Raw genomic sequence first — 21,787 nt, 5'->3', positions numbered from 1 at the left:
CTCAGGTCGAATAGACGGCGGCCGAGACGACGTCATCGGGCAGCGGGAGGTCATCGACCAGCTTTGCCAGCCGCAGCGAGACCTCGAGATTGGCACGCACCGCGGGACGCCAGGCGTCTTCCAGCGGCAGCGCCATCGCGCGGGCAACCGCGTTCATGTAGTCGTCGAGATGATCCGTCATTTCGCTCCCAATGAGTTTCTCAGGCCACCGGCAACGGCGGATGCGGGATCGCCGTCAGCAGCTCCTTTGTATAGGCATCCTGCGGATTGCCCAAGACGTGTTCGGATGTGCCCTGCTCGACGATGCGGCCGGCGCGCATCACGATGACGCGATCACACAGCAGGCGCACCACGTTGAGATCGTGCGACACGAACAGATAGCTCATGCCCATCGACTGCTTGAGATCCTGCAACAGATTGAGCACCACCGCCTGCACCGACACATCGAGCGCCGCGGTCGGCTCGTCGAGGATCACGAGCTTCGGGTGCAGCGCGATCGCGCGTGCGATGCCGACGCGGGCCTTCTGGCCGCCGGACAGCTGATGCGGAAAGCGGTCGAGCAGATTGACCGGCAGGCCGACCAGCCGCGCCAGCTCCTCGCAGCGGTCGCGCAGCGCATCACGCCCCCTGATGTCGCCGAGCTGCATGATCGGGTCGGCGATGGCGCGCGCCGCGGTGAAGCGCGGGTTGAGGCTGTCTGTCGGATCCTGGAACACCATCTGGATTTGGCTGCGCCGCGGCAGCCGCGCAAAGGACTGCGGCAGGATGCCGCCGATGTCCTCGCCGTCGAACACGATGCGGCCGGAGGTCTGGTCCAACAGCCGCATCACCATCATCGACGTCGTCGACTTGCCGCAGCCGGATTCGCCGACCAGGCCGACGCTCTCGCCATGGTCGATCTGGAAACTGATGCGGTCGACGGCGCGGAAGAGCTCCTCTTCGACCGGCGGCTTGCGGCCGAACAGTTTTGTGAGCACCGAGCCGGCGCCCTGGCGAGGATATTCCTTGACGAGCTTTTCGACTGACAGGAGGGGTTGCCTCTTCTCGTCGCCCCCGGGGTCCATCGACGAAGATGCTTGTTGCGAAGATTGATGGATGGCCGGGTCAGGCCCGGCCATGACGGGTGTTTGCCGCGGAGAGTTTGACACCTCCTCCTCCGGCAGCAGATCCCTTAGCGACACCCCGAGCCGCGGCGTCGCGCGCATCAGTTTCTTCGTATAGTCGTGCTGTGGCGCGGCGAAGATGTCGGCCGACTTCGCGGTCTCGACCACGCGGCCCTTCTCCATCACCACCACGCGGTCGCAATAGGCGGCGGCGAGGCCGAGATCATGCGTGATCAGGATGGTCGACATCGACCGACGTTTCGTCAGCTCGACGATCAAATCCATCACCGCTTTCTGGGTAGTGACGTCGAGGCCGGTGGTCGGCTCGTCGGCGATCAGAAGCTGCGGATTGCAGGCGAGCGCGAGTGCGATGACGACGCGCTGGCACATGCCGCCGGACAATTCGAACGGATAGGCGTGATAGCGCTCGCGCGGGCGCGCGATCTTGACCTGCTCCAGCGCTTCGATCGCGGTCTCGCCGCGATCGGTGACGACAGCCTGCTGCACATGCTGGCGCAGCACGTCCTCGATCTGGTGCCCGACCTTGCGGATCGGATTGAGCGCGGCGCGCGGATTCTGGAAGATCATCGAGACTTCGCGGCCACGCAGATCGCGCATCTGGCTTTCGGTCGCCGCCTTGACGTCGATGCCGGAGAACATCACCGAGCCGTCGGCGATGCGGCCGGCGCGATCGAGGATGCGCATCACCGCGTAAGAGGTCACCGACTTGCCGGAGCCGGACTCGCCGACGATGCCGACGGTCTCGCCTTTGCCGACGGAGATGTTGACGTGCTGCACCGCCTTGACGATGCCGCGGCGGGTGGTGAATTCGACGGTGAGGTCCTGGACGTCGAGCAAGGGTTGGGCGGTCATGCACGCCTCCCCTGATGCGCGGCGTCATCGAAAAATCCGTAAAACAACCCCATGCAAAGTAGAAAAGAGGTAGCATGACACCGTAACGATCCAGCCATCACGTCCTCCGCTGCGGGTCGACGATGTCGCGCAGGCCGTCGCCGAGCAGGTTGAAGCAGAACACCGCGATCATCAGCGCGAGGCCGGGGAATAGCGCGATCCACCATTCGCCCGAGACCATGAAGCCCGCGCCCTCGGCGACCATGATGCCCCACTCCGCGGTCGGCGGCCGGACGCCGAGGCCGATGAAGGACAGGCCCGCGGCATTGAGGATCGCATAGCCCATGGTCAACGACATCTGCACGATCATGATCGGCATGATGTTCGGCAGGATGTGCCCGAGCAGGATGCGGTACTCGCCATTGCCGGAGAGCCGCGCCGCCTGCACGAAGCCGGCATTGCGACGAACATTGGCTTCTGCGCGCGCGACGCGGGCATAGAGCGGAAAGTTCACGATCGCGGTCGCGATGATGATGTTCTGCACGGTGTTGCCGAGCGCCGCGACGATGCCCATCGCCAGCACGAACAGCGGGAACGCCATGATGGTGTCGGCGATGCGGCCGACGATGCGGTCGGTCCAGCCGCCGAAATAACCGGCGGCGATGCCGGCGAGTCCGCCCATCAGGAACACCAGCACGACGGAGGCGACCGCGATGAAGGTGTCGAGCCTGGTTGCGACGATGACGCGGCTGAAGATGTCGCGGCCGAGCTGATCGGTGCCGAACCAGTGCGCGGCCGATGGCGGCTTCAATGCTGCCGCGGTGTCGGAGGCGAGCGGATCGTAGGGCACGACGTAGGGCCCGAACAGCGCGGCAAACAGAATCAGCAACAGCAGCGCGAAGGCAAAGCCGGTGACCTTGTTCTCGCCCAGCACATAGCGGGTCTGCTCCAGCACCGCGGCAAGCCCCGATGTGCGAGCGGGACCTGCGGGTTCAATTGTCGGCGCAACGCTGCTCATGGCTCTACCCTTCCAGCCTGACGCGCGGATCGATCACGCCGTAGAGGATGTCGATCAGGAGATTCAGCAGCACGTACATGACCGCCATGGTCAGCACGAAGCCCTGCACGGGCGCGAAGTCGGAGGCGATCAGCGCCTCGACCGCATAGGAGCCGATGCCGGGCCAGGCGAACACCTTCTCCACCAGCACGTTGGCCCCCAGCAGGAACGAGAACACCATGCTGAGCGTGGTGATCACAGGCAGCATCGCGTTGCGGAACGCGTAGGTGACGATCACCTTGCCGGGCGATAGGCCGCTGGCGCGCGCGGTGCGGACGAAATCGGACGCCAGCACGGCCAGCATCGAGGCCCGCGTCATGCGCGCGATCGGCGCCAGCGAGAAGATCGCAAGCGTCACCGCCGGCAGGATCAATTGACTCAGCGCAGAACGAAACGCCTCGAAGTCGCGCGCGATCAACGTGTCGATCAGATAGAAGCCGGTGACCGTCGGCGGCGCGCTGTAGAACACGTCGAGCCGGCCGAGCGGCGCGGGCGCCCAGCCGAGCCGGAAATAGAACACGTAAACCAGCACCAGCCCGGTGAAGAACACCGGCAGCGAGACGCCGGCCGTCGTGGTGACGCGGCAGAGATGATCGATCCAGGAGCCTGGCCGCGTCGCCGCCAGCACGCCGAGCGGGATCGCGATCACGATCGAGACGACGAGACCAAGCAGCGTGAGCTCGGCCGATGCGGGCAAGCGGTTGCGCAGTTCGGCGGCCACCGGCTGTCCCGTGGTCAGCGAGGTCCCGAGATCGCCATGGGCGAGATCGCCCGTGTAGCGGACGAACTGCTCGATCAGCGGCTTGTCGAAGCCGAGCTTCTTCCTGATCTGGTCGACGGCTTCCTTCGTCGCCGCCGGACCCGCGAAATACGCCGCCGGATCGCCCGGCAGCGCACGCGTCAAGAGGAACGTCACGATCACCACCCCGATCAGCGACGGAATCGCGAACAGCAGCCGCTTGCCGATCAGGGACAGCATGAGCGCCTCACCCCTTCGCCATCGCGCGATAGTCCAGCCGGCGGTGGAACCAGTACTGGTAGCCCGAGATGTTCTTCTGCATCGCGACGTTGACGAAGGGCTGATAGAGCGGGATGCGCGGGATGTCGGTAAACGCAAGGTCGACGAAGCCCTTGACGTCGGCGTCGTAGGCCGCAGTGTCGCCATTGGCGGCCGCGATGCGCGCGCCGTCGATGAGCTTGTCCATCTCGGGCGACTTGTAGCTCATCGTGTTGAAGATCGAATTGTTGCCGTGATAGCACCAGTAGAAGAAGTACTCGGGGTAATCGAGCCAGCCCGAGAACACGTTGGTGAACAGCGGCATTTCCTTCTTGGTGAGCTCGGTGCGCCAGTTGGCGCCGGGCACCTTGTTGATTGTGGTCTTGATGCCGAGCTGCGCCAGGCTCTCCTGCACCAACACGCAGAGCGGCTCATTAACGCCTGCGAAATTCAGGTCGAACGAGATCGTGGTCTCGAAGCCGTTGGCGTAGCCGGCTTCGGCGAGCAGCGCCTTGGCCTTCTCCATGTCGGTGAAATACTTCGTCGGCTGCGGCCAGGCGACCTCGGTCGGCTTGTCCTTCGGTGCGCCGAACATCGGGTTGGCGAGACCGAACAGCACCGCATCCATGATCTTCTGATACGGCATTGCGTAGGCCATCGCCTGCCGTACCTTCGGATTGTCGAACGGCGGCTTGGTGACGTTCATGCCGATATACTGGATGCCGTTGGAGAACGGCAGCGAGACCACGTTGAGCTTGCCGTTGGCCTTCATCTCCTGAAAATCCTTGAACGGCAGCTCGTAGGAGATGTCGGCATCACCGCGTTCGAGCAGCGCACGGCGATTGCCGGCCTGCGGGACCATGCGCCAGATCACGCGCCTGATCTTCGGCATCGGGCCCGAGACCCACTCGTCGTTGCGCTCCATGACGACTTCGGTGCCGGCGGTCCATTTGGTCACCTTGTAGGCGCCGGAGCCTGCGGTCTGCTGCTTGGTGAATTCGAGACCCCAGGGATCCTTCTCGCTGGCATTCTTCTTGACTAGCTCGGAGTTGACGACGCAGGGCACGATCACAGCGAGGTCGGGGATCGTCAGTCTGTCCTTCTTCAGGAAGTCGACCCGCACCGTATGGTCATCGACGACGACGAACTGCTCGGGCTTGGTCAGCGAGCCCGCGCTCATCTGGAAGGTCGGGAAGCCGCCGACGCTGACGGCGCGATCGAGCGACCATTTGACGTCCTTCGCCGTCACCGGTGCGCCGTCGTGGAATTTGGCGTTCTTGCGCAGTTTGAAGGTGACCGACATGTCGCCGATGTTGAAGTCCTCGGCGAGCTCGGGCTTGAACTTGTCGCGGTCGTAATAGGGCACGCCGCCCGGACCGCTCTTCATCTCGTGGCTGATCAGCCGGTCGTAGCAATTCCACGACACCTCATAGCCGGGCACGTTGGTGCCGACGCCGTGGATGTCGAGATTGTTGGGACCGCCTTCGGAGACGATCAGCAGCGTCTCGGAGCGGGCGTCGGCTTTGGCAGGCGACCAGATCGCCGGCGCGGTCGGCGCCAGCGCCCCCGCGGCCAGTCCGGACACCGATTTGAGGAAGTCTCGACGCTTCATGTGATGCTCCAACGCCCTGGGAACGGGCCTTGGAACTCAGTTCGCAAGGATTGTGCCAACCCTTAACGAAACCTTATGAGGCAGCTAACCAGCTGTAGAGATGGCAGAAATCGTCATAGGTATCTTGATCTGGCGCTGCCGACGACGTCAGCCATTGCATACAAAGGACAGCTTGTTGCTCAATCAATGAGCAGCTCAACGGTGCTGCTCGCTTTCTGGCCGACGCTCGATTCAGACCGCTAGTCCGGCCAGATCAGCTCCTGCAACTGGACGAGATCATCGACCCGGTCCGGCCAGCCCGCGATGCAGATGTGCCGGAGCGGATCGCTGGCCGAGTGCAGCATCATCAGCGCCATCAGCCGCCGCTTCAGCGTGAAATTCACCTCGCTGCGCGGGATGCCGAAGCCGTCGAACAGGCTCTGCACCCGACGCGGATGCCCGGCGGCCATGAAGGCGCTGGGGCCGAGCAGGTCGTACTCGCCCCATCCGGTTCGGACGTCACCGAAGTCGAACAGGCCGGCGACATGCCAGCCGTCGGCCCGGCGCCCGAGCAGGAAATTTTCCGGAATGTACTCGCCGGTCAGGATCACCGGCGGCGCTTTCATCGGGATCAGCTCAGTGGCGTCGCGCAGGAGATCGTCGAGCGAGGTGAGGAATTTCGCCGGTAGACCGAGCCGCTGGTGCCGCGCCCGGCACTGCGCGATCTGCCCGCGCAGGAAGGCCTCCCAGGGCTGCCCGAACGTCCGCAGGCTGCCGGGCGGCACGCGCTGCACGTCGGCGATCACGGCGCCGATCTCGGCCAGCACGCGCTCCCGCTCGGCTTCCGACAGCGATGGCCAGACCTCCGAGCCGACGGTGCCGCCGAGGTGCGTGATGACGAGATACGGCCAGCCGTCACGCTCGCCCTCCGCGACGAGGTCGGGAATCGGAATGCCGAGCCTTCCATGCAGCTCCGCCAGCGCACCGCGTTCGGAGATGAATTGCGGGCGCAGGAATGGCGGGAACAGCTTCAGGATCAGGTTGCCATCAAGCCCGACGACGAGATTGGTGCCGGTCGCGAACACATGCGGCGTGCCCCACGACAGCCCGTGGCCATCGGCGATCTCGCGCGCGACCGGCAGCCAGCGCGAGCTGTCGCCGCGCCAGGCGCGGTAGGTGTCGTAGTCGGTCAGCGGGGGAAGGTGCATGTGCGCGCGGCCTCTCAACGCTGTCGTCCTGGCGAAAGCCAGGACCCATAACCACCGAATTTGATTGTGAGCAGGATCGTGGCTCCAGCATCGCGCAACAACAAAGGGCTGGGGTAATGGGTCCTGGCATTCGCCAGGACGACGCTGAATGCTTGGCCCCGCGTATGAGTCACCGGTTCATATGCCGTCAGGACGATGGGGAAGCAGTTGAGCAAACCAGACGGCCCCCTCACCGGTCCGGATTGGCGCGCTCGAACTGGCGCAGCAGGCGGTTGCCGCGCTCGACGGCGTTGTCCATCGCGGCCTGCGCCGAGCGCTTGCCGGCGAACACCTGTTCGAGCTCCTCCTCGATCACGTCGCGAACCAGCACGAACGAGCCGAGGCGAATGCCCTTGGAATTGTCGGTCGGCGGCTTCAGCGTGACCTCCTCGATCGAGATCGAGGCGCCAGGATTGCCATCATAGAAGCCCTGCGCGCGGGTGAGATCGAACGCGGCGCGGGTGATCGGCAGATAGCCCGTGTTCTGGTGCCAGGCGGCCTGCACCTCGGGCCGCGACAGATAGGCGAAGAACTTTGCCACGCCGGCATATTCGGCGCGCGGCCGGTCGCGCAGCACCCACAGCGTCGCGCCGCCGATGATCGAGTTCTGCGGCGCGCCCTGGACGTCGGGATCGTACGGCATCATGCCGTAGCCGACTTCGAATTTGGAATTGGCCTTGATGTCGGCGCGCGTGCCCGACGAGCCGATGAAGATGCCGCACTCGCCCTTCTGGAAGCGCGGCTCGGCCGCCTGCCCGCGGCCGCTATAGTCGAAGGTCTTGTCGGCCTGCCATTGCGCGAGCTGCGCGATGTGGCGGATCACCAGCGGATTGTTGAAGATCAGCTGCGCATCGAGCCCGGCAAAGCCGTTGGCCTTGGTTGCGAGCGGCAGATTGTGGAACGCGGAAAAATTCTCGACATTGATCCAGGACGGCCATGACGTCGTCACGCCGCACATCGCACCGGCCGCGCGCAGCCGTTTCGCCATCGTGCCGAGCTCCGGCCAGGTCTTCGGCGGCTGGCTCGGATCGAGCCCGGCCGAGCGGAACATATCCTTGTTGTAGTACAGGATCGGCGTCGAGGCATTGAACGGGAACGACAGCATGTTGCCGTCGACATCGGCATAATAGCCGGCCACCGCGGGCAGATAGGCTTGTGGGTTGAACGCCTCCGATTGGTCGCGCATCAGCTCGTACACCGGATAGATCGCGCCACGCGCCGCCATCATGGTTGCGGTGGCAATCTCGTTGACCTGGACGATTGCCGGCTGGCTGCGCGAGCGGAAGGCGAAGATCGCCGCGGTGACGGTCTCGGTGTAATTGCCCTTGTAGGTGGGCACGATCCGGTAGTCCGATTGCGAGGCGTTGAAGTCGGCGGCGAGCTTCTCGAGCTGCTTGCCGAGCTCGCCCGACATCGCATGCCACCACATGATCTCGGTTGCCGCGCGCGCCGGCGAGATCAGCAGAAGGGCTGCGACGACGAGATGCAGGAGCTTGGAGGCGAGCTTGAAAGTGAATTTCACGACGAGCTGTTCCCGGGTGCCAACACGCCCTCATACGGCGCTACAACCACAGATTCAATCGACACCGCAGGTTGCAGGGCCAGATTAACGTTTTAGCCGATGGGCGAACCAGCGCCATTCTGCTAAAAAAGCGCTGAACCTTTTGCGCCCGCCCTGGACACACATCACAAGGGGAATTGTAGCCTGTGTACCGCCGCGCCGGCCTTTCGCGGATCGTCACGCTTGCCGTCGCGCTGTTGTGCACAGCGGTCTCGGCGAGCGCTTTGGCGCGCGAATTCCGCACCGCCGATACCCAGAATGAGGACTATCCGACCGTCCAGGCGCTGAACTACATGGGCCGCCTGATCACTGAGCGCACCGGCGGCAAGCACCGCGTCGTGGTCTTCCATTCCCGCCAGCTCGGCGAGGAAAAGGAGACGCTGGAACAGACCCGGGTCGGCGCGATCGATCTGAACCGGACCAATGTCGCGCTGATCGGAACCATGGTGCCCTCCGTGAACGTGCTGGCGATGCCGTTCCTGTTTCGATCGCTTGAGCACCTGCAACATGTGCTGGACGGACCGATCGGCAACGAGATCCTGAACAGCTTCGAGCCCTACGGCTTTGTCGGGCTGGCTTTCTACGATTCCGGCGCCCGCTCGATCTACAACAGCGTCCGCCCGGTGCGCTCGCTCGACGACCTCAAGGGATTGCGGATACGCGTGCAGCAATCGGCGCAGATGTCGGACATGATCCGCGCGCTCGGCGCCCAGCCGGTCGAGATGGCCTACGGCCAGGTGCTGACCGGCCTTGCCAACCGGTTGATCGACGGCGCGGAGAACAACTGGCCGTCTTTCGTCACCACCGGTCACTACAAATACGCCGGCTACTACACCCTGACCCAGCATACCGTGAGCCCGGAGGTGCTGGTGATGTCGCAGAAAGCCTGGGCCAGTCTCACGCCGGATGAGCAGACCATCTTCCGCGAAGCCGCGCAGCGCTCCAGCCTCTACATGCGCGAGAAATGGCGGGAGCTCGAGGAACGTTCGCGCAAGCAGGCCGAGCAGGCCGGCGTCAAGGTCGTGACCGATTTCGACCGCAAGCCGTTCGAGGCGGCGATGGCCGGCGTCTATGCCAAGGCGGAAAGCGATCCGGCGATGGCAGCACTGATCGAACGCATCCGCAACATGGAGTAACCGGATCTTGGACACACCAAAGCAGAACGGAACGATGCGACGGCGGGCGGCCTTCGGGCCGCAGGGCCGCTTCCGCATCGTCCAGTTGCTGCGTGCGGTGCCGATCCGCTGGCGTATCCTGTCGATCGCGCTGCTCAACTCCGCGGTCGTGATCGTGCTGGCGGTGCTGATCTGGAACGGCGCGAAGGTGCTCGGGTCGGCCTGGGAGGACGTCCGCCAGGTGCGGGAATCCGACAAGATCCTGGCCAAGCTGGAAAGCGAGACCAGTCGGCTGCAGAACCTGATCCACCGCTACATCAACCAGCCGAGCCCGGACCTGTTCGCGGAAATCCTGCTGCTGCGCGAGGCGGTGCTCGGCACCCTGACCAACCGGGCCTCGACCGACCCGATGCTGTCGGGCTCGGTCGAGCAGCTGGAGCGCGTCACCAGCCGCTTCCTCGACGGCTTCGGCGAATTGCGCACCGTGCAGACCCAGATCGCCAAGACCTATGACGAGCAGGTGCTGTCGCCGACCAAGGACATGGCCGGGCTGTATTCGATCATCGAGGGCGCCACCGGCCATCGCGACGCGCTGATCTGGCCCGCGCTCGGCAAATCGCGCGAAGCCTTCACCTCGCTCTTGGTTGCCGCCAACGCCTACTACCTCTCGCTTGCCTCGTCGTCGGCCGAGGAAGCCCGCCGCAACATCGATACGATCGAGCGGACGATTCCCGTCATGACCGATCTGGCCGAGAACGATTTGCAGCGCATGGCTCTGGCGCGGCTCAAGGTCAAGACCGCCGAGCTGCGCGACGGGCTCGGCAAGCTCAGCGACCAGCTCACCAACCGCACCGATCTGTTGCGCAACTCGATCGACGCCAGCCAGGCCGATGCGATCGGCGCGATCGACGATCTCTCGGTGAAGATGCGCCAGCGCGAGCAAAAGGCGCAGGAGACCTTCGACCGGACGCTGGCGTCGATCTCGCGCCGCGTGATGTCGATCGCCGTGATCTTCCTCGGCGTCATCATGTCGGCCGGCGTCATGATAGCGCTCTCGATCCGGCTGCCGCTGGCGCAGATCATGGCGGCGATGCGCAACATCACCTCGGGCGATCTCGACCGTCCCGTGCAGGGCACCTCGGCCAAGGACGAGGTCGGCGCCATGGCGCGCGCGGTGGAAGTCTTCCGCGAAAACGCGATCGCCAAGCGCAAGACCGAGGACGAGCTGCGCACCGCCAAGGAAAAGGCCGAGAGCGCGCTGCTCGAGCTCAACGCCGCGCAGCAGAACCTGATCGATGCCGAGCGCCTCGCCGCGCTCGGCGGCCTGGTCGCCGGCGTCGCCCACGAGGTCAACAACCCGATCGGCATCAGCCTGACGGTGGCCTCGAGCTTTGCCCGCCGCAGCGAGATCTTCGAGAGCGACCTCAGGACCGAGCCGCTGCGCCGCTCCAAGCTCGACGAATTCGTGCGCGCCTCGCGTGACGCATCGCAGCAACTGGTCTCCAACCTGCAGCGCGCCGGCGAGCTGATCCAGTCGTTCAAGCAGGTCGCGGTCGACCGCTCGCATGCCGAGCGGCGGCAGTTCGCCTTGAGTGAATCGACCGACCAGATCGTGGCGAGCCTGCGGCCGGTGCTGAAGAAGGCCTCGATCGCGCTGTCCGTCGACGTGCCCGAGGGGCTCATGATCGACGGCTATCCCGGCGCCTATGGCCAGATCTTAACCAATCTTTTCCTGAACGCCGTCAATCATGCCTTTGCCGATGGCCGCTCCGGCAACATCACGATCTCGGCGCGCGGGCGCGGCGCTGATGATGTCGAGATCATCTTCGCGGACGACGGGGCTGGCATGACGCCGGACGTGCAGCGACAGGCGTTCGACCCGTTCTTTACGACGCGGCGCAACGAAGGTGGTACGGGCCTCGGCCTGCATATCGTCTATAACCTGGTCACCCAGCAGCTCGGCGGACGCATGATGCTGGAGTCAAGGGTAGGACAAGGCACAACTTTTCGCATTATCATGCCCAGGATCGCCAAGGGGGCTGCCATCGGACAGCCCACGATCACTGACGCAGCAGCCGACGGAAGCAGTCAATGGCCGAACAGGACGATGTCCTCCAACTGATCGACGATACCGAGAGCCCCCCGGAGGACTCGTCGGCCCGCAAATGGAAGATCGCCGTCATCGACGACGATCATGCCGTCCATGAAGGCACCCGTTTCGCGCTCAGCGACTACAACCTGAACGGCGCGACGCTCGAAATCCTGTCGGCCTACTCCGCGGCCGAAGGCCGCACGCTGATGCGGGACAATCCCGACATCGCGGCCGTGCTGCTCGACGTCATCATGGAGACCGACGTCGCCGGCCTCGAGCTCGTCGAATACATCCGCAACGAGATCAGGAACGAGACCGTCCGCATCATCCTGCGCACCGGCCAGCCCGGCCAGGCGCCCGAGCGCCGCGTCATCGTGCAGTACGACATCAACGACTACAAGGCGAAGACCGAGCTCACCGCCGACAAGCTGTTCACCTCGCTGACCGCAGCGCTGCGCAGCTACCAGCAGCTCGAGCGCATGGTGCAGACGCGGCGCGGGCTCGAGATCATCATCGACGCCGCCTCGACGCTGTACGACTTCAAGTCGATGCAGCGGCTCGCCGAGGGCGTGCTGACCCAGCTCGCCTCGCTGCTCAACGTCGATTGCGCCGGCATCCTGGTGCTGCGCGACGACGGCAACGGCAACGCCGCCGCCTGCGATTTCTCGGTGCTGGCCTGTTCGGGCTGCTACAGCCGCTTCATCGGCACCACCTCGTCGAAGGCGCTCGATCCCGATCTGCGCCACATGGTGGAGGCCGCCTTCCAGGCCCGCAAGAACGAGTTCGCCGACCATCGCAGCGTGCTCTATTCGCGCACCGGCAGCGGCCGCGAGGTCGTGGTGCTGCTGCAGGCCGAGCGCCAGCTCTCCGACACCGACCGCGCGCTGGTCGAGATCTTCTCGAGCCGGCTGTCGATCGCGTTCGACAATGTGATCCTCTACCAGCAGCTGCACGAGGCCAACACCCAGCTCGAGGACCGCGTCGTGCAGCGTACCCGCGCGCTGATGCAGGCCAACCGGCGGCTGTCGGCGCAGTGGCTGCGGCTGCAACGCGCCAACGGCTTCAAGAACGAGATCCTCGGCACCGTCGCCCACGATCTGAAGAACCCACTCGGCGTGATCCTCGGCCGCACCGAGATGCTGACCGAACTGATCGGCGCCGGCTCGCCGAAGGAAAACGTCACCGCGCAGGTCGAGCACATCCGCGATGCCACCAAGCGGCTGACCTCGATGGTCGACCATCTGATCTCGGACGCGATGGCCGACGCGTTCGACATCACCATCCGCCGCGAGCCGGTCGATGTCGCGGCGCTGGTCAACGAGGTCACCGAGGCCAATCTGCCCTCGGCCGTCAACAAGCAGCAGAGCATCTCGGTCTCGGGGCCGCAGCAGTTCGTCACGATGTGCGACGCCGACCGGATCCGCGAGGCGATCGACAATCTGGTCAGCAACGCCATCAAATATTCGCCGATCGGCGGCAAGATCACGGTCTCGGTCAACCATGAGGGCGACGACACGGTGATCCGGATCGTCGATCAGGGCCCCGGCCTCAGCCCCGAGGATCTCAGCCGGCTGTTCGGCCGGTTCCAGCGGCTGTCGGCCAAGCCGACCGCGGGCGAGAGCTCGACCGGCCTCGGCCTCTCCATCGTCAAGCGCATCATCGACATGCATGGCGGCCATGTGACCGCAGAGAGCCCGGGCCCCGGACAGGGGTCGACCTTTACGGTTACACTGCCGGCGACAGAGACATGAACCAGAACCCGCATATCTTCATCGTCGACGACGAGGCGCCGGCCCGCGAGATGGTCGGCGATTACCTCAAGATGCACGGCTTCGGCGTGACGCTGTGCGACGGCGGCAAGAGCCTGCGCAAGGAGATCGAGAGCAGCACGCCCGATCTGGTGGTGCTGGACCTCAACATGCCCGAGGAAGACGGGCTGTCGATCATTCGCGACCTCAAGAGCAAGATCAACGTCCCCGTCATCATGCTGACAGCTACTGCCAGCCCGATCGACCGGGTGGTCGGGCTCGAGCTCGGCGCTGACGATTACGTCGCCAAGCCCTGCGAATTGCGGGAGCTGATGGCGCGGATCCGCTCGGTGCTGCGGCGGAGCGGGCCGGCCAAATCAGCCGCGCCGGAACCGGCTGGTAGCAAGGCCGAGAAGGAGCAGCTGGTGCGGTTCGGCACCAAATGGCTCGACCTCGAGGCCCAGGCGCTGCGCGACGACGAAGGCAACGAGCATCCGCTGACCGCCTCCGAATTCGGCCTGCTCAAGGTGTTCGCGGCCAACCCGAAGCGGGTGCTGTCGCGAGAGCGGCTTTTGGAACTCGCCAATGCGCGCGACGCTGAAGCCTTCGACCGCGCCGTCGACCTGCGCATCATGCGGATCCGCCGCAAGATCGAATTCGATCCGACCAAGCCATCCGTGATCCGCACCATCCGCGGCGGCGGCTATCTGTTCTCGCCGACCGGGGATAAGGCTTAATCATCCTCGATGTCGTCCTGGCGAAAGCCAGGACCCATAACCACGACCGCTCGGGTTGGAAAAGGCTGGGGCCACAGCGAGCTCAAACAATACCCATTTGGGGTAATGGGTCCTGGCTTTCGCCAGGACGACAAATGGCTGTGCGGCACACCCAGAATCCACACACCAAAGGCTGTCAATCCGCGCAAAAATCCCTAAGTTTCGGCCATGCCGAAAACAGCCTCCAAAGACCCCGCCAAGCCAGCTGAAAAGCCCGCTCCGAAGACCGAACCCAAACCCGTTGCCGCCAAGGCGGCGGCGAAGGGCGACCATATCTTCCTGGTCGACGGCTCGGGCTACATCTTCCGCGCCTATCACGCGCTGCCGCCGCTGAACCGCAAGTCCGACGGGCTGCAGGTCAATGCCGTGCTCGGCTTCTGCAACATGCTGTGGAAGCTGTTGCGCGACATGCCGGACGATAACCGGCCGACGCATCTGGCGATCGTGTTCGACAAGTCGGAGATCACCTTCCGCAACAAGCTCTATCCGGATTACAAGGCGCACCGGCCGCCGGCGCCCGACGATCTGATCCCGCAATTCGCGCTGATCCGCGAGGCGGTGCGCGCCTTCGATCTGCCGAGCCTCGAGCAGGCCGGTTTCGAGGCGGATGATCTGATCGCGACCTATGCGCGGCAGGCGACCGAGCGCGGCGCGACCACGACGATCGTGTCGTCCGACAAGGACCTGATGCAGCTCGTCAACGACAAGGTCGTGATGTTCGACACCATGAAGGATCGCCGCATCGGCCGCGACGAGGTGATCGAGAAATTCGGCGTGCCGCCGGAGAAGGTGGTCGAGGTGCAGGCGCTGGCCGGCGATTCCACCGACAACGTGCCCGGCGTGCCCGGCATCGGCATCAAGACCGCAGCCCAGCTGATCATCGAATATGGCGATCTCGACCAGCTGTTGTTCCGCGCCACCGAGATCAAGCAGCCGAAGCGGCGCGAGGCGCTGCTCGAGAATGCCGAGAAGGCGCGGATCTCGCGCCAGCTCGTGCTGCTCGACGACAAGGTCGATCTCGAAGTGCCGCTCGACGACCTCGCCGTGCATGAGCCCGATGCGCGCAAGCTGGTCGCCTTCCTCAAGGCGATGGAGTTCACCACCCTCACCCGCCGCGTCGCCGACTATGCGCAGATCGATCCCGCCAATGTCGACGCCGATCCCGGCAACAAGAGCGGCGCCAGCGTGTTCTCGCCGCTGCCGCCGTCCGTTGTGACGCCGGCACCGGGAGATGCAACCGCATCGTCCGCAGCACCGGCTGCGAAGGCCAAGCCGACCGGCGCGCGCGACGACAAGAATTCCAACCGCAGGGGCACTCCGGCCGCACTGGCCGAGGCCCGCGGCGAAGCCGTCCGCAAGACCGGCTTCGATCGCAAGGCCTACCAGGCGATCGGCAGTCTCGAACAGCTCAACGCCCTGCTCGCACGCGCGCACGACACCGGCTATCTCGCGATCGAAGCGATGTCGGAATCGATCGACCCGATGCAGGCCGAGCTGGCGGGACTGGCGCTCGCCGTGGCGCCGAACGACGCCGCCTACATCCCGCTCGGCCACCGCGAGCCCGGCGGCGGTGCCGGCCTGTTCGATGCCGGCCTCGCGCCCGGCCAGATCAAGACCGCCGATGCACTGAAGACGCTGAAGCCGCTGCTGGAGTCCGCCGGCATCCAGAAGGTCGGCTTCAACGTCAAATTTACCTCGGTGACCTTGGCGCAGCACGGCGTCACGCTGCGCAACATCGATGATGCGCAGTTGATGTCCTACGCGCTCGATGCCGGCCGCGGCTCGCATGCGATCGAGTCGCTCGCCGAGCGCTGGTTCGGCCATGCCGTCGTCAATTACGGCGGCCTCGTCGGCAGCGGCAAGGGCAAGCTGACCTTCGATCAGGTCACGATCGACAAGGCGACCGAATATGCCGCCGAAAGCGCCGACGTGATCCTGCGGCTGTGGCGGGTGCTGAAGCCGCGTCTCGTCGCCGAGCGGATGACGACGGTCTACGAGACGCTGGAGCGGCCGCTGGTCTCGGTGCTGGCGCGGATGGAGCGCCGCGGCATCTCGATCGACCGCCAGGTGTTGTCGCGGCTGTCGGGCGATTTCGCCCAGACCGCGGCGCGCGTCGAGGCCGAGATCCAGGAGATCGCCGGCGAGCCGGTCAATGTCGGCAGCCCAAAGCAGATCGGCGACATCATTTTCGGCAAGATGGGATTGCCCGGCGGCACCAAGACCAAGACCGGCGCATGGTCGACCACCGCGCAGGTGCTCGACGATCTCGCCGAGCAGGGCCACGACTTCCCGAAGAAGATTTTGGAATGGCGCCAGGTCTCGAAGCTGAAATCGACCTACACCGATGCGCTGCCGACCTACGTCAATCCGCAGACCCATCGCGTCCACACCACCTACGCGCTGGCCGCGACCACGACGGGCCGGCTGTCGTCGAACGAGCCGAATTTGCAGAACATCCCGGTTCGCACCGAGGACGGCCGCAAGATCCGCCGCGCCTTCATCGCGACGCCCGGCCACAAGCTGGTGTCGGCGGATTACTCGCAGATCGAATTGCGGCTGCTCGCGGAGATCGCCGACGTGCCGGTGCTGCGCCAGGCATTCCGCGACGGGCTCGACATTCACGCGATGACCGCGTCGGAAATGTTCGGCGTGCCGATCAAGGACATGCCGAGCGAGGTACGGCGCCGCGCCAAGGCGATCAATTTCGGCATCATCTACGGCATCTCGGCGTTCGGCCTCGCCAACCAGCTCGGCATCGCGCGCGAGGAAGCCTCGGCCTACATCAAGAAATACTTCGAGCGCTTCCCCGGCATCCGCGCCTACATGGACGAGACCAAGGATTCTTGCCGAAGGAACGGCTACGTCACCACGCTGTTCGGCCGAAAAATGTACTACCCCGACATCAAGGCCTCCAACGCCTCGGTGCGCGCGTTCAACGAACGCGCTGCGATCAATGCGCGCTTGCAGGGCACCGCCGCCGACATCATCCGCCGCGCCATGATCCGGGTCGAGGACGCGCTCGCCGAGAAAAAGCTCACCGCGCAGATGCTGCTGCAGGTGCATGACGAACTGATCTTCGAGGTGCCCGACGGCGAAGTCGCGGCGACGCTGCCAGTGGTGCAGAAGGTGATGCAGGACGCGCCGTTCCCGGCGGTGATCCTGTCGCTGCCGCTCCAGGTCGACGCCCGCGCCGCCAACAATTGGGACGAGGCGCATTGATTGTCCCTTCGCCTCTCCCGCTTGCGGGGGAGGGAGCCCTTCCACCGCCGCGACATCGACAATCGACATTGCTCCGAGAGCAATTCCAGCATGGCCGCGCCTTGGATCACACGCTAGAACTGCGTGCATCCCCTCGCGAGATCCGTCATGCCCCACACATCCGCTTTGCTCGGCTTTGCGCTCGTCTGCCTCGGCATGGTGCTGACGCCGGGACCGAACATGATGTACCTGATCTCGCGTTCGATCACGCAGGGGCCGGCGGCCGGCATCGTCTCGCTCGGCGGCGTCGCGCTCGGCTTCGTGTTCTACATGCTGTGCGCGGCGTTCGGCATCACCGCGCTGCTGTTCGCGATCCCCTACGCCTATGACGCGCTGCGCTTCGCCGGTGCCGGCTATCTGCTGTGGCTGGCGTGGCAGGCGTTGAAGCCGGGCGGCCGCTCACCGTTCCAGGTCAAGGCGCTGAAGGTCGACGGCCCGCGCAAGTTGTTCGCGATGGGCTTTCTCACCAACCTGCTGAACCCGAAGATCGCGATGCTCTATCTCGCGCTGCTGCCGCAGTTCATCGATCCCACCGGCGGCAGCGTGCTGACGCAGTCGCTCGCGCTCGGCTCGATCCAGATCGTGATCAGCGTCAGCGTCAACGCGATGATCGCGCTCGCCGCCGGCTCGATCGCCGTGTTTCTCGGCACCCGCCCGACCTGGCTCTTGGTACAGCGCTGGCTGATGGGCACGGTGCTAGCAGGACTTGCGATGAAGATGGCGCTCGAGGCGAGGAAGGCCTAGTGAGTACCCTCTCCCCTTGTGGGAGAGGGTGGCTTCGATGCAAAGCATCGAAGCCGGGTGAGGGGTCTCTCTCCACGAGCGCGTCTGCGGAGACACCCCCTCATCCGGCGCTGCGCGCCACCTTCTCCCACAAGGGGAGAAGGGAAGAAGGTGCGGACTGAATCTTCAATCCAGCTTCGCTTCCATACCGCGCTTCGTCGCGTGGCGGGCCATCAGCGTCTCGTACCAGCGTTTGACGTTGGGGAAGTCGGCGAGATCGACCTTGTGGCGCGGGTGGCGCCAGGCCCAGCCGAGGATGGCGAAATCGGCCACCGAGAGATCGCCGGCGACGAAATCGCGGCCATCGAGCCGGCGGTCCAGCACGCCGTAGAGCCGCCGCGTCTCGGCCATGTAGCGCTTCAGGCCGTAGGCGCGGTCCTGCTCGTTCTCCAGCGCGATGAAATGGTGCACCTGGCCCGGCATCGGGCCGAAACCGCCCATCTGCCACATCAGCCACTCATAGACCGGGATCCGTTCCGCCAGCGGCTGCGGCAGGAACTTGCCGGTCTTCTCGCCGAGATAGAGCAGGATCGCGCCGGACTCGAAGATGCTGACCGGCTTGCCGCCGGGGCCATCGGGATCGACGATCGCCGGGATCTTGTTGTTCGGGCTGATCGCGAGGAAGCCGGGCGCCATCTGCTCGCCCTTGCCGATATTCACCGGGATCACCTTGTAGGGCAGCCCCATTTCCTCCAGCGCCACCGAGATCTTGCGGCCATTGGGCGTGTTCCAGGTGTGCAGCTCGATGGTCATTTCCGCTTCCCGTGCAAATGTTTGGCGCTTGCTTTAGGGGGAAGCCGGGAGCCGCACAACCGCGCTTTCCGCACACCGCTGCGCTGAAATGGCGGCACGCCCACTGTTGACGGCGGGATTTACCCGCTGGAATGTGCCGGAAACCGCCGATAGATTGCCGGCCGCCTCGAAGCCCCCAAAGAACCCCCAGAGGGAAAACGCCTTGTCCAAATCAGCCTCCCGCGCCCGCCTCGCCGAGATCATCCGCAAGCGTTCGTTCGGCCGCGGCGAGATCACCTTGGCGTCGGGCCGCAAGAGCGATTTCTATTTCAACCTGAAGCCGACGATGCTCGATCCCGAGGGCGCAGCACTGCTCGCCGAGCTGACCTATGAGGCGCTGAAGGACGACAAGCTCGATCTCGTCGGCGGGCTCGAAATGGGCGCGGTGCCGCTCGCCGGTGCCATCGCGCAGCTGTCCTGGCTGAAGGGCCACCCGATCGCGGCGTTCTTCGTGCGCAAGAAGCCGAAGGAGCACGGCGCGCGACTCTCGGTCGAAGGGCTCGCCAAGGGCGAGACGCTGGCGGGCAAGCGCATCGTGATCGTCGAGGACGTCACCACGACGGGCGGCTCGGCGCTGAAGGCTGCGGAAGCCGTGCGCGAGGCCGGCGGCGAGATCGCGCTGGTCTTCACCATGGTCGACCGCGAGGAAGGCGCCACCGAGACGTTCGCCGAAGCCGGCTTGCCGTTCCGCGCGCTGTACAAGGCCGGCGAGTTCTTGAAGGACTGACGGTCTCTCTCTTCTCCCTCGCCCCGTTCTTACGGGGAGAGGGTCGGGGTGAGGGGCTGCTTCCACGAGCCGTGAGTGCGGTGCGACCTGTACCCCCTCACCCGGATCGCATTTCGCTGCGCTCCATGCGATCCGACCTCTCCCCGCAAGCGGGGCGAGGTGAAGAGAAGTCCGCGCGGCCGCGCCCGTTTCTTGTGACGCCGTCACGGTCAATCAATCGCTCGTTTACCATCCCATCCTATGGTGGATCCGCCGAGGCACCGTGTCGCCGCGGCGCGTCGGGTGGAGTTGGCGTTGCGTACAGAGTTGAGTGATCGGCGCATGCGGCGCCGCGTGGTGCTGGCCGCCGCGGCCTTTGCGGGTTCCATCCTGGTCGTGCCCGCTCCCGTCTCGGCCGAAGGGCTGTTCGATTTCTTCTTCGGCAGCGCCCAGAAGCAGCAGGGCCGGCAGGCCCCGCCGCAGGCCAATTTCTTCGCCGATCCGTTCGGCCTCAACCAGCAGCCGGAACGCCAGACATCCGCCCCCTCCTCGGCGCCGCGCGTCGCCGGTTCCGGACCGGCCTATTGCGTGCGCACCTGCGACGGCAAGTACTTTCCGCTGACGATGCGCGGCAATGCCACGCCGGCGCAGCTCTGCCAGGCATTCTGTCCGGCGAGCGCCACCAAGGTCTATTACGGCGGCCATATCGACAGCTCCGCCTCGAGCACCGGCGAGCGCTACGCCGACAGCGAGAACGCCTTCGCGTACCGCAAGGCGCTGCGCGCCGACTGCACCTGCAACGGCCGCGACCCGGCAGGCCTCGCGCCGGTCGACCTCGCGCTCGACGCCTCGCTGAAGGCCGGCGACGTGATCGCGACCACCGACGGCCTGGTCGCCTATACCGGCGTCCGGGTCGGCAACGAGCAGTCGTTCGACTTCACGCCGGTCGCCTCCTATCCCGGATTGACCGCGGCGGTCCGCGCGCGGCTCGGCGAAATGAAGGTTGCGCCGGTCAGCGCCGAGCTCGCAAGCGACGCGCCGCTGGCGGAAACCAGAAGCGATGTCGCGCCGTCTGCACCGGCCTCCGTTGTGCCGAAGAGCAATGCCGCAAAGCCCGCCAAGCGGGCCGAGGCGAACTGACCGCTTTGAGCGGGCGCGCCGGTCAGCGCGCCACGATCACGCCGATCACGTTCGGCGCGGCGAGGTATTTCTCCTCGATCGCAGCCCGCGCGGCGGCGCGGTTCTCCGGATTGAGGATGCCGCGCTTCTCGGCGAGGATCATCCAGCAATAGCCCCACCAGTCGGTCAGCATGCCCTGATCATCGACGAGATCGTAGCCCTGCTCGCCGGCGAAGATCCGCGCATGCGCTTCGTCGAGCGAGTCGAGCCAGGCGTGATCTTCGAGCGAGAACAGCTCGTCGCTGAAATCATCCGTGGTGTAGCCCCAGATCGACATGCAGACCGCATTGAACTCGCGATCGAGCTGGTCGTCGTCGATCGGCTGGCGCCGCGAGGCCTGGTGCAGCCGCGACAGCGAGCGGGCGAAATCCGCGATGCGGGTGAGAGCGAACTGATCGAAGGCGATGGTGGACATGTAGTCCTCGCAGAGGCTGGGAGACCCTAGATATTGTATCGGCGCAGCGCCGAATCATAATGATATATCAAAGACTTGCTAAAGTGTTCTTAATTCGTTCTAGCTGGTTTACAAGTCCTCATCCATGGACGTCGTCCCGGCGAAAGCCAGGACCCATTACCCCGACAGGCCGACATATCGCGAGCTTTGGCCACGCATGAGCACCGCCGGCAGCTACTACGTCTATATTCTCGCGAGCCAGCACCACGGCACGATCTACGTCGGCGTGACGAACGATGTTCGCCTGCGGCTCGAACTACATCGTTCGGGCCGAGGCTCCAGGTTTGTGTACAAATACCAAGTCTTCCGGCTCGTTCACGTCGAGGAATTCGCCACGCCGCAGGAAGCGATCGCCCGCGAGAAACAGCTGAAGTTCTGGAAGCGCGATTGGAAGATCAAGCTGATCGAAGCGGACAATCCGGATTGGAACGACCGGTCCGACCTCATCTGGCAGTTGGGGTAATGGGTCCTGGCTT

At 64.9% G+C, this 21,787-nt stretch carries 18 protein-coding genes; 9 read left to right on the top strand and 9 right to left on the bottom strand.

The genetic code is table 11. The annotated features are described in order from the left end of the window. Window position 1: 1 nt before the first annotated feature. From JQ616_RS31375 to ugpB, 7 genes are all read right to left on the bottom strand, one after another. Window positions 2–181 carry a DUF4089 domain-containing protein gene (locus JQ616_RS31375; protein ID WP_212021450.1) on the bottom strand — a complete coding sequence of 60 codons (180 nt, stop codon included), beginning with the start codon at window positions 179–181 and terminating at the stop codon, window positions 2–4. Window positions 182–200: 19 nt separating this feature from the next. Next, window positions 201–1,976, bottom strand: a complete 1,776-nt coding sequence (locus JQ616_RS31370) for a dipeptide ABC transporter ATP-binding protein (RefSeq protein WP_212021448.1) — start codon at window positions 1,974–1,976, stop codon at window positions 201–203. A gap of 97 nt (window positions 1,977–2,073) precedes the next feature. Then, window positions 2,074–2,973, bottom strand: a complete 900-nt coding sequence (locus JQ616_RS31365; RefSeq protein ID WP_212021446.1) for an ABC transporter permease — start codon at window positions 2,971–2,973, stop codon at window positions 2,074–2,076. Window positions 2,974–2,977: 4 nt separating this feature from the next. Next, window positions 2,978–3,991: an ABC transporter permease gene (locus JQ616_RS31360; protein ID WP_050626897.1), complete on the bottom strand. Its 1,014-nt coding sequence runs from the start codon at window positions 3,989–3,991 to the stop codon at window positions 2,978–2,980. A gap of 7 nt (window positions 3,992–3,998) precedes the next feature. Beyond that, window positions 3,999–5,621 (bottom strand): ABC transporter substrate-binding protein, encoded by a 1,623-nt coding sequence (locus tag JQ616_RS31355; RefSeq protein ID WP_212021444.1) that lies wholly within the window; start codon window positions 5,619–5,621, stop codon window positions 3,999–4,001. 239 nt (window positions 5,622–5,860) lie between these two features. Next, window positions 5,861–6,808 carry an aminoglycoside phosphotransferase family protein gene (locus JQ616_RS31350; protein ID WP_212021442.1) on the bottom strand — a complete coding sequence of 316 codons (948 nt, stop codon included), beginning with the start codon at window positions 6,806–6,808 and terminating at the stop codon, window positions 5,861–5,863. A gap of 229 nt (window positions 6,809–7,037) precedes the next feature. Next, the gene (ugpB, locus tag JQ616_RS31345) at window positions 7,038–8,336 is read right to left on the bottom strand and encodes a sn-glycerol-3-phosphate ABC transporter substrate-binding protein UgpB (RefSeq protein WP_283812692.1); all 1,299 of its coding nucleotides are present in this window, start codon (window positions 8,334–8,336) and stop codon (window positions 7,038–7,040) included. A gap of 218 nt (window positions 8,337–8,554) precedes the next feature. Here ugpB and JQ616_RS31340 point away from each other — a divergent pair, with 218 nt between their 5' ends. The 6 genes from JQ616_RS31340 (at window position 8,555) to JQ616_RS31315 (ending at window position 18,141) form a co-directional block, all read left to right on the top strand. Continuing rightward, the gene (locus JQ616_RS31340) at window positions 8,555–9,544 is read left to right on the top strand and encodes a TRAP transporter substrate-binding protein (protein ID WP_212021439.1); all 990 of its coding nucleotides are present in this window, start codon (window positions 8,555–8,557) and stop codon (window positions 9,542–9,544) included. A 34-nt stretch (window positions 9,545–9,578) separates the two neighbouring features. After that, a complete protein-coding gene (locus JQ616_RS31335; RefSeq protein WP_212021711.1) occupies window positions 9,579–11,645 on the top strand; it encodes a sensor histidine kinase in 2,067 nt (688 codons plus the stop codon). Continuing rightward, on the top strand, window positions 11,615–13,366 hold the full coding sequence (locus JQ616_RS31330) for an ATP-binding response regulator (protein ID WP_212021437.1): 1,752 nt from the start codon (window positions 11,615–11,617) through the stop codon (window positions 13,364–13,366). The genes JQ616_RS31335 and JQ616_RS31330 overlap by 31 nt, the downstream gene beginning before the upstream one ends. Next, on the top strand, window positions 13,363–14,100 hold the full coding sequence (locus JQ616_RS31325; protein ID WP_212021435.1) for a response regulator: 738 nt from the start codon (window positions 13,363–13,365) through the stop codon (window positions 14,098–14,100). The genes JQ616_RS31330 and JQ616_RS31325 overlap by 4 nt, the downstream gene beginning before the upstream one ends. Window positions 14,101–14,307: 207 nt before the next feature. Then, window positions 14,308–17,358 carry a DNA polymerase I gene (polA, locus tag JQ616_RS31320; RefSeq protein WP_212021433.1) on the top strand — a complete coding sequence of 1,017 codons (3,051 nt, stop codon included), beginning with the start codon at window positions 14,308–14,310 and terminating at the stop codon, window positions 17,356–17,358. 147 nt (window positions 17,359–17,505) lie between these two features. Beyond that, window positions 17,506–18,141 (top strand): LysE family translocator, encoded by a 636-nt coding sequence (locus JQ616_RS31315; RefSeq protein WP_212021431.1) that lies wholly within the window; start codon window positions 17,506–17,508, stop codon window positions 18,139–18,141. A 165-nt stretch (window positions 18,142–18,306) separates the two neighbouring features. Here the strand turns inward: JQ616_RS31315 and JQ616_RS31310 are convergent, their stop codons facing one another. Beyond that, window positions 18,307–18,933 carry a glutathione S-transferase family protein gene (locus JQ616_RS31310; RefSeq protein WP_212021429.1) on the bottom strand — a complete coding sequence of 209 codons (627 nt, stop codon included), beginning with the start codon at window positions 18,931–18,933 and terminating at the stop codon, window positions 18,307–18,309. A gap of 202 nt (window positions 18,934–19,135) precedes the next feature. Between JQ616_RS31310 and pyrE the strand changes: the two genes are divergently transcribed. Continuing rightward, window positions 19,136–19,699 carry an orotate phosphoribosyltransferase gene (gene pyrE, locus JQ616_RS31305; RefSeq protein WP_212021427.1) on the top strand — a complete coding sequence of 188 codons (564 nt, stop codon included), beginning with the start codon at window positions 19,136–19,138 and terminating at the stop codon, window positions 19,697–19,699. Window positions 19,700–20,020: 321 nt separating this feature from the next. Next, window positions 20,021–20,818, top strand: coding sequence for a DUF2865 domain-containing protein (locus JQ616_RS31300; RefSeq protein WP_212021425.1), 798 nt, complete (start codon window positions 20,021–20,023; stop codon window positions 20,816–20,818). Between the two features lie 22 nt (window positions 20,819–20,840). Here JQ616_RS31300 and JQ616_RS31295 read toward each other — a convergent pair whose 3' ends face one another. After that, on the bottom strand, window positions 20,841–21,272 hold the full coding sequence (locus JQ616_RS31295) for a hypothetical protein (protein WP_212021423.1): 432 nt from the start codon (window positions 21,270–21,272) through the stop codon (window positions 20,841–20,843). A 196-nt stretch (window positions 21,273–21,468) separates the two neighbouring features. On the opposite strand from JQ616_RS31295, the gene JQ616_RS31290 reads away from it, so the two are divergent. Beyond that, window positions 21,469–21,774, top strand: a complete 306-nt coding sequence (locus JQ616_RS31290) for a GIY-YIG nuclease family protein (RefSeq protein ID WP_212021421.1) — start codon at window positions 21,469–21,471, stop codon at window positions 21,772–21,774. Window positions 21,775–21,787 lie beyond the last annotated feature (13 nt).

Source organism: Bradyrhizobium tropiciagri, from assembly GCF_018130545.1.
Lineage (GTDB): Bacteria > Pseudomonadota > Alphaproteobacteria > Rhizobiales > Xanthobacteraceae > Bradyrhizobium > Bradyrhizobium tropiciagri_A.
This window is presented reverse-complemented; position numbering and strand designations above follow the sequence as displayed.

What these genes read in the sequence shown, in the direction of transcription:
- JQ616_RS31335 (WP_212021711.1), top strand. Translation starts at nt 9,579, where the DNA reads ATGCGACGGCGGGCGGCCTTCGGGCCGCAGGGCCGCTTCCGCATCGTC.
- JQ616_RS31370 (WP_212021448.1), bottom strand. Translation starts at nt 1,976, where the DNA reads ATGACCGCCCAACCCTTGCTCGACGTCCAGGACCTCACCGTCGAATTC.
- JQ616_RS31290 (WP_212021421.1), top strand. Translation starts at nt 21,469, where the DNA reads ATGAGCACCGCCGGCAGCTACTACGTCTATATTCTCGCGAGCCAGCAC.
- JQ616_RS31325 (WP_212021435.1), top strand. Translation starts at nt 13,363, where the DNA reads ATGAACCAGAACCCGCATATCTTCATCGTCGACGACGAGGCGCCGGCC.
- JQ616_RS31295 (WP_212021423.1), bottom strand. Translation starts at nt 21,272, where the DNA reads ATGTCCACCATCGCCTTCGATCAGTTCGCTCTCACCCGCATCGCGGAT.
- JQ616_RS31355 (WP_212021444.1), bottom strand. Translation starts at nt 5,621, where the DNA reads ATGAAGCGTCGAGACTTCCTCAAATCGGTGTCCGGACTGGCCGCGGGG.
- JQ616_RS31300 (WP_212021425.1), top strand. Translation starts at nt 20,021, where the DNA reads ATGCGGCGCCGCGTGGTGCTGGCCGCCGCGGCCTTTGCGGGTTCCATC.
- JQ616_RS31315 (WP_212021431.1), top strand. Translation starts at nt 17,506, where the DNA reads ATGCCCCACACATCCGCTTTGCTCGGCTTTGCGCTCGTCTGCCTCGGC.
- JQ616_RS31330 (WP_212021437.1), top strand. Translation starts at nt 11,615, where the DNA reads ATGGCCGAACAGGACGATGTCCTCCAACTGATCGACGATACCGAGAGC.
- polA (WP_212021433.1), top strand. Translation starts at nt 14,308, where the DNA reads ATGCCGAAAACAGCCTCCAAAGACCCCGCCAAGCCAGCTGAAAAGCCC.
- JQ616_RS31350 (WP_212021442.1), bottom strand. Translation starts at nt 6,808, where the DNA reads ATGCACCTTCCCCCGCTGACCGACTACGACACCTACCGCGCCTGGCGC.
- JQ616_RS31375 (WP_212021450.1), bottom strand. Translation starts at nt 181, where the DNA reads ATGACGGATCATCTCGACGACTACATGAACGCGGTTGCCCGCGCGATG.
- JQ616_RS31360 (WP_050626897.1), bottom strand. Translation starts at nt 3,991, where the DNA reads ATGCTGTCCCTGATCGGCAAGCGGCTGCTGTTCGCGATTCCGTCGCTG.
- JQ616_RS31365 (WP_212021446.1), bottom strand. Translation starts at nt 2,973, where the DNA reads ATGAGCAGCGTTGCGCCGACAATTGAACCCGCAGGTCCCGCTCGCACA.
- JQ616_RS31310 (WP_212021429.1), bottom strand. Translation starts at nt 18,933, where the DNA reads ATGACCATCGAGCTGCACACCTGGAACACGCCCAATGGCCGCAAGATC.